This is a genomic window from Pseudonocardia sp. SID8383, from assembly GCF_009864975.1.
Taxonomy (GTDB): Bacteria; Actinomycetota; Actinomycetes; order Mycobacteriales; family Pseudonocardiaceae; genus Pseudonocardia; species Pseudonocardia alni.
The window spans coordinates 1-5,772 of record NZ_WWFY01000594.1 but is presented as its reverse complement, the minus strand read 5'-3'; the positions used below and the strand labels follow the sequence as shown (position 1 = coordinate 5,772).

The 5,772-nt window shown below is 74.6% G+C and carries 7 protein-coding genes; 4 read left to right on the top strand and 3 right to left on the bottom strand.

Going from position 1 to position 5,772, the window contains the following annotated elements; genetic code table 11:
• From GTW08_RS14595 to GTW08_RS14585, 3 genes are all read left to right on the top strand, one after another.
• On the top strand, window positions 1-461 hold a 461-nt coding region (locus GTW08_RS14595), incomplete at its 5' end, for an amidase family protein (RefSeq protein ID WP_255497597.1).
• A 14-nt stretch (window positions 462-475) separates the two neighbouring features.
• Window positions 476-1,021 (top strand): hypothetical protein, encoded by a 546-nt coding sequence (locus GTW08_RS14590; RefSeq protein ID WP_346009911.1) that lies wholly within the window; start codon window positions 476-478, stop codon window positions 1,019-1,021.
• A gap of 130 nt (window positions 1,022-1,151) precedes the next feature.
• A complete protein-coding gene (locus GTW08_RS14585) occupies window positions 1,152-2,096 on the top strand; it encodes a prephenate dehydrogenase (RefSeq protein WP_174565871.1) in 945 nt (314 codons plus the stop codon).
• On the opposite strand, the gene GTW08_RS14580 is transcribed toward GTW08_RS14585, so the two are convergent.
• Both GTW08_RS14580 and ligD read right to left on the bottom strand, forming a co-directional pair.
• Complete coding sequence (locus tag GTW08_RS14580) at window positions 2,093-2,716, bottom strand: putative glycolipid-binding domain-containing protein (protein ID WP_346009910.1); 624 nt, start codon at window positions 2,714-2,716, stop codon at window positions 2,093-2,095. The two genes, GTW08_RS14585 and GTW08_RS14580, sit on opposite strands and share 4 nt — an antisense overlap.
• Window positions 2,717-2,768: 52 nt before the next feature.
• Window positions 2,769-3,683, bottom strand: a complete 915-nt coding sequence (gene ligD / locus GTW08_RS14575; protein WP_083658635.1) for a non-homologous end-joining DNA ligase — start codon at window positions 3,681-3,683, stop codon at window positions 2,769-2,771.
• Window positions 3,684-3,735: 52 nt separating this feature from the next.
• Here ligD and GTW08_RS14570 point away from each other — a divergent pair, with 52 nt between their 5' ends.
• On the top strand, window positions 3,736-4,689 hold the full coding sequence (locus tag GTW08_RS14570; RefSeq protein WP_161152061.1) for a Ku protein: 954 nt from the start codon (window positions 3,736-3,738) through the stop codon (window positions 4,687-4,689).
• 9 nt (window positions 4,690-4,698) lie between these two features.
• Here the strand turns inward: GTW08_RS14570 and GTW08_RS14565 are convergent.
• Window positions 4,699-5,772 (bottom strand): LCP family protein (locus GTW08_RS14565; protein ID WP_346009909.1); only part of this gene is annotated, 1,074 nt, incomplete at its 5' end.

Below are 5,772 nucleotides of genomic sequence, written 5' to 3'. Positions count from 1 at the left end.
TGGCCGAGCTCGCCGCCACCTACCCGGTGATCACCGGCGCGGAGGCCTACGCGACCCACCGGCGTTGGTTCGCCGAGCGCCGCGACGAGTACCAGCCCGCGACGGCCGCCCGGCTCGCCCCGCACGCCGAGGCGCCGGCGCACCTCTACGTCGACGCCCGGCGCGAGCGCCGCCGGGTCGGACGCGCCCTGCTCGACCGGCTCGGGGCCTCCTGCGACGTGCTGCTCTGCCCCACCACCCGGCTGCGGGCCACGCCGATCGGCGCGACCGAGCACGACGGGGTGCCGGTGCTGCCGTCGATGCTGCAGCTGACCTCGCCGTTCAACCTGCTCGACCGGCCCGTCGTCGCGCTACCGGTCCCGGTGCCGGGGCTGCCCGCGGGGGTGCAGCTGGTGGGGGTCACCGTCGGTGAGGACGTGCTGCTGGGGCTGGCGCGGGCGCTGGAGAGGGCGTTGCGGTGATCCTCCCGGTGGCGGTGGCACGCGGGGTCGCCGCGGGCGAGGTCGACCGCGTGTACCGCCGCTGGGCGCGGTCGCGGGTGGCCGTGGGCTCGACGCTGCGCACCGCCGCCGGGGTGGTCGAGGTCGTCGCCGTCGACGAGGTGGACCCGGACCGCATCACCGACGACGACGCCCGCGCCGCGGGCGAGCCCTCCGCCGACCGGGTGCGCCGCGCGTTCCGCGGAACGCGGTCCGACCCGGTGTTCCGCATCGGGCTGCGCTTCGCCGGGGCCGACCCGCGGGAGTCGCTGCGGGCCGCGACCGGGGACCTCGACGACGTCGTCGCGGCCCTGGACCGGATGGACCGCCGGTCGCGCCGGGGGCCCTGGACCCGGCCGACGCTGCGGCTGGTCGCCGAGCTGCCCGGGGTACGGGCCGCCGAGCTCGCGGAGCGGGCCGGGCGGGACACCCCGGCGTTCAAGCGCGACGTCCGCGCGCTCAAGGAGCTGGGCCTGACCGAGAGCCTGGAGGTCGGCTACCGGCTCTCCCCCCGCGGGGCCGCGCTGCTCGCCGGACCATGATCACCGGTTGTGGAGTCCGGAGTGCGCTGTCCGTGCCTCTGCGCTCCACAACCGGTGATCACCGGGTCGGGCGGTGCGACGAGCGGAGTCCGCGCGGGGCCGGGAACCGCGGTCTCTACCCTCGTGACGCATGCGAGCGGTGTGTGTGCTGGGGACCGGACTGATCGGCGGGTCGCTGCTGCGGGCCGCGGCCCGCGCCGGGCGCGAGGTGTGGGGCACCGCCGCGTCCGAGCCGACCGCGGCCGCCGCCGTCGCCGACGGGTTCGACGTCACCACCGACACCGACGCCGCGCTGGCCCGGGCCGCCGAGGCCGACGCGCTGGTCGTCGTGTGCGTCCCGCTGACCGCGCTGGAGGCGGTGCTGCGCCGCGTCGACGCGGTCGCCCCCACCTGCCGGCTCACCGACGCGGTGAGCGTGAAGGTGTCGGTCGCCGACGCGGTCGCCCAGTTCGCACCGCGCACCCGGTTCGTCGGCGGGCACCCGATGGCCGGCACCGCCGAGTCCGGCTGGCCCGCCGGGTCCGCGGACCTGTTCACCGGCGCCGCCTGGGTGGTCGCCGCCGACGACGGCCTCGACGTCGAGGTGTGGCGCGACGTCGCGGAGCTGGCCTGGGACTGCGGGTCCCGGGTGGTGCCCGCGGCCGTCGACGAGCACGACGTCGCCGTCGCCCGGATCTCCCACCTCCCGCACCTGTTCGCCGCGGTGCTCGCCTCCGTCGGCGCCGGTGAGCAGGGCGACGACCTCGCCCTCGCCCTGTCCGCGAGCTCGTTCGCCGACGGCACCCGGGTGGCCGGGACCCGGCCCGAGCTGGTCCTGGCGATGTGCGAGGGCAACCGGGGCGCGCTGCTCGCCGCCGTCGACGACGCGCTGGGCAGGCTCGGCGCGATGCGCGGGGCGCTGGCCTCCACCGGTGGGCTGGCCGCGACCGTGCGCTCCGGGCACGAGGCGCGGATGCGGTGGGCCTCGACCCGCGAGCCGCTGGAGGTGCCGGTCGACCTCGGCGCACCGGACGTGTTCGCCGAGCTGCGCGAGCTCGGCCGCCGCGGCGACGTCGTCGAGCCGGTGAAGCGCTAGAGAGTCACCCGGGACGCGATGCCCGGGTAGTCGAGGACGAAGCCGTCGTCGTCGACGGTCATGTCGGCGGCGAACGAACCCGCGGCGAAGCCGACGACCGCTGGCGTGCCGGGCGACCCGGCCGTCACGGTGCGGTAGGTCTGCTCGGTGTTCTCGACGGTCAGTGTCGGGAGGTCGACGAACACCATCGGCAGCACGTGCTCGGCGGGCTCACGGTGCAGGGCGAGGCGCCGGACCGGGAGCGCGTTGAACACCGGGCTGAAGGCGAGGTCGACGTCACGGGCGCCGCCGAAGTGGCCGCGGCTGCCGCCGGAGCCGTCGTCGACCAGCCAGACGCCGTCGGTGCTGCGCGACAGCGTGAGCTGCTGCTCCCCCCCGGCGGTGGCGACGTCGACGGCGAGCCGCGACAGCGTCCCGTCGCCGGCGACGACGAGCCGGTAGGACGCGGTGAGCACCCCGCCCTCCCCGCCGCGGATGATCCGGCCGACGGCACGGAACCCACCGCCGTTGGTCGTGATGCGCGCCGACTCCATGCCCGCGGCGCCGTCGGTCTCGGGGTCGGACCGCCAGGTCAGCATGACCGCCACGCGCGTCACCTCCGGGTCGTCGATGTCGGGCACACCGAACCACATCGCCGCGCGGACCACGCGAACGGGTGATGATCAGGCGTCCTCAGCGGGGCTCCCGGCGGACGTCGGCGGCGTCGACGTCGTCGCGGATCCCGCGGAAGACCGGCTGCCGCAGCCGGCCGGCCGCCGTCCACCCGAGGTGGGCGACCTCGGCGACGACCGTCGGGGAACACCAGCGTGCGCCCGCGGCGTCGACCCGGGGCAGGACCTGTGCGAACGGCGACTCCGGTGCCCCGGTCAGCCGGGCGGTGAGCAGCTCCTGCACCGCCGCCCCGGCCAGCCCGGACCCGACCCGGCCGGCGAACTCCAGCCCGTCCGGCCCGGGGACACCGAGCAGCAGCGCCCCGATCCGCCCCGCAGCACCGGACCTCTCGGGTTTCCAGCCGCCCACCACACAGGACTGCGAGTGCCGGTGGGCGATCTTCACCCAGTCCGGGCTGCGCCGGCCCGGCCGGTACCGCGAGTCCTCCCTCTTGGCGACGACGCCCTCCAGCCCCCGCGACGCCGTCACCTCCAGCAGTGCGGCCCCGTCCGGGTAGAGCGGCGAGGTCTCGACGTGCGGGGTCGCGGACAGGTCGAGCCGTTCCAGGGTGGCCCGGCGCTCGGCCAGCGGGCGGTCGAGCAGCGGGACCCCGTAGAGGCGCAGCACGTCGAACACCATGAACGTGACCGGGCGGCCGCCTACGGGGCCGTGGATCCGGTGGGCGAGCGCGGCGAAGCTGGGGACACCACCGTCGAGCAGCACCACCTCGCCGTCGAGGAGCACGTCAGGGGCAAGGTCCACCAGACCGGCGAGTTCGGGGAAGTTCGCGGTGACATCGCGGCCGGAACGGGTACGCAAGCGCAGTGCCGGCTCACCACCGCCGTCGGTGACCTCGGCCAGCACGCGCATGCCGTCCCACTTGACCTCGAACGACCAGCCGGCCCCGGTCGGCAGGGGTCCGGGGGTGGCGAGCATGGGCTGCACACCGTCATGCTGTCACTTCGGACGGCACGCGAGGGGGGACCGTATGCGCGCGATCTGGAGCGGGGCCGTGTCCTTCGGTCTGGTCAGCGTGCCGATCAAGGTCTATTCGGCGACGTCCAACCACGACGTCCGGTTCCACCAGGTGCACGGTGAGGACGGCGGCCGCATCCGCTACAAGCGGACCTGCGAGGTGTGCGGCGAGGAGGTCACCTACGCCGACATCGTGAAGGGCTTCGAGACCCCCGACGGCGAGCTGATCACCCTCGACGACTCCGACCTCGCGTCGCTGCCCGTGAAGACGGGGCACGAGATCGACGTCATCGAGTTCGTGCCGAACGACCAGATCGACCCGATGCTGTTCGACAAGAGCTACTACCTCGAGCCGGAGACCAAGGCCGCCAAGCCCTACGCGCTGCTGCGCGAGGCACTCGAGGAGACCGACCGCACCGCCGTGGTGAAGGTGGCGCTGCGCCAGCGCGAGACCCTCGCGCTGCTGCGGGTGCGCGGCAAGGCGATCGTGCTCCAGACCCTCATCTGGCAGGACGAGATCCGCGAGCCGGAGTTCGACATCCTCGACAACGAGGTCGACCTCAAGCCGCAGGAACTGAAGATGGCGTCGTCGCTGGTCGAGAGCATGGGCGCGGACTTCGACCCGTCGGAGTTCCACGACGAGTACCGCGACGCGATGGCCGACCTCATCGAGGCGAAGAAGTCCGACGGCGACGCCCGCCCGGCGCCCGCCGCCGAGGCCGCCGACGACGGCGGGGACTCGATGAGCGACCTCCTGTCGGCACTGCAGGCCAGTGTGGACGCGGCCCGGTCGACGAAGTCGGACTCCGGGTCGGGGTCCGGGCCGACGGAGAAGAAGACCCCGAACCGGCGATCGTCCTCCCGGACGAAGAAGACCGAGGAGAACGACGCCGAGACCGGCACCGACGACGCGAAGCCCGCGAAGCCGACCACCACACGTCGGCGGTCGACGAAGAAGACCGCCTGACCGGCGCCCTCAGGGGCCGAAGCTGGACTCCGGCGGCGCCTGGTCGTTCTGCAGGGCGCCGAACAGCGCCTGGGCCCGGGTGCGGTCCCAGCGCAGGTTCGACCCGCCCGCGCTGCCGCCGATCGGGACGGTCGTCTGCACGCCGTCGCCGCCGGAGACGCCCTTCATCCCCCAGGCCAGGCCGGCGAGGTTCCAGATGTGGTCGGAGTCGTCGACGGTGATCGTGCCGGTCACCGCGGACGCCAGCGGGACCATCCGGAACGGGTTGATCAGCGTGAGCGGGCTGGTGGCCCTGCCGAGCAGCGCGGCGAGGAACTCGCGCTGGCGCTGGACGCGGTCGAAGTCCGAGCCGGGCGTCGCGCGGGTGCGGACGTAGCCGAGCGCGGTCGTCCCGTCGAGCTCCTGGCAGCCCGCCTGGATGTCGAGGCCCGCCTTCGGGTCGTCGATGGCGCGGGGGACGCACATGTCCACCCCGCCGACCGCGTCGACCGCGCCGACGAACCCGCCGAAGCCGACTTCGACGTAGTGGTCGATGCGCAGGCCGGTCGCGGCCTCGACGGTCTCGACGAGCAGCTCCGGGCCGCCGAACGCGAACGCCGCGTTGACCTTGTTGCTGCCGTTCCCGGGGATCGGGAGGTACGAGTCGCGCGGGATGGAGACGAGCACGCTGCCGGAGCTGCCCGTGTGCAGCAGCATGATCGTGTCGGTGCGCTGGCCCGCCGCGTCGCCGGTGGCGAGGCGTTCCTCGTCCTCGGCGGAGAGTCCCTCGCGGCTGTCCGATCCCACGATCAGGTAGTTCGTCCCCGACGACGACGCCTGGGAGTCCGCGGGCAGCGCCTCCACCCGGGTCATGTTCTGGTCGAGGTAGACGCCGAACCCGACGAACGCGACCAGCAGCAGGATCAGCACGGCCTTCCAGCGCCCGCGGGTGGCACGACGGACGCGGCGCCAGTCCGGCATCGACGGGCCGCGGGTGACCCGGCCGTCGCGGGGGGCCTGCGACGCGGGATGCACCCCGGCCCCCGCTCCCCCGGCTCCGGAACCGGCGGGGCGCGGCATGACCGGACCACGGGGCGGCGCGGC

Coding starts and splice junctions, on each gene's coding strand:
- ligD (WP_083658635.1), bottom strand. CDS start 3,683: ATGCTCGCCACCCCCGGACCCCTGCCGACCGGGGCCGGCTGGTCGTTC.
- GTW08_RS14585 (WP_174565871.1), top strand. CDS start 1,152: ATGCGAGCGGTGTGTGTGCTGGGGACCGGACTGATCGGCGGGTCGCTG.
- GTW08_RS14570 (WP_161152061.1), top strand. CDS start 3,736: ATGCGCGCGATCTGGAGCGGGGCCGTGTCCTTCGGTCTGGTCAGCGTG.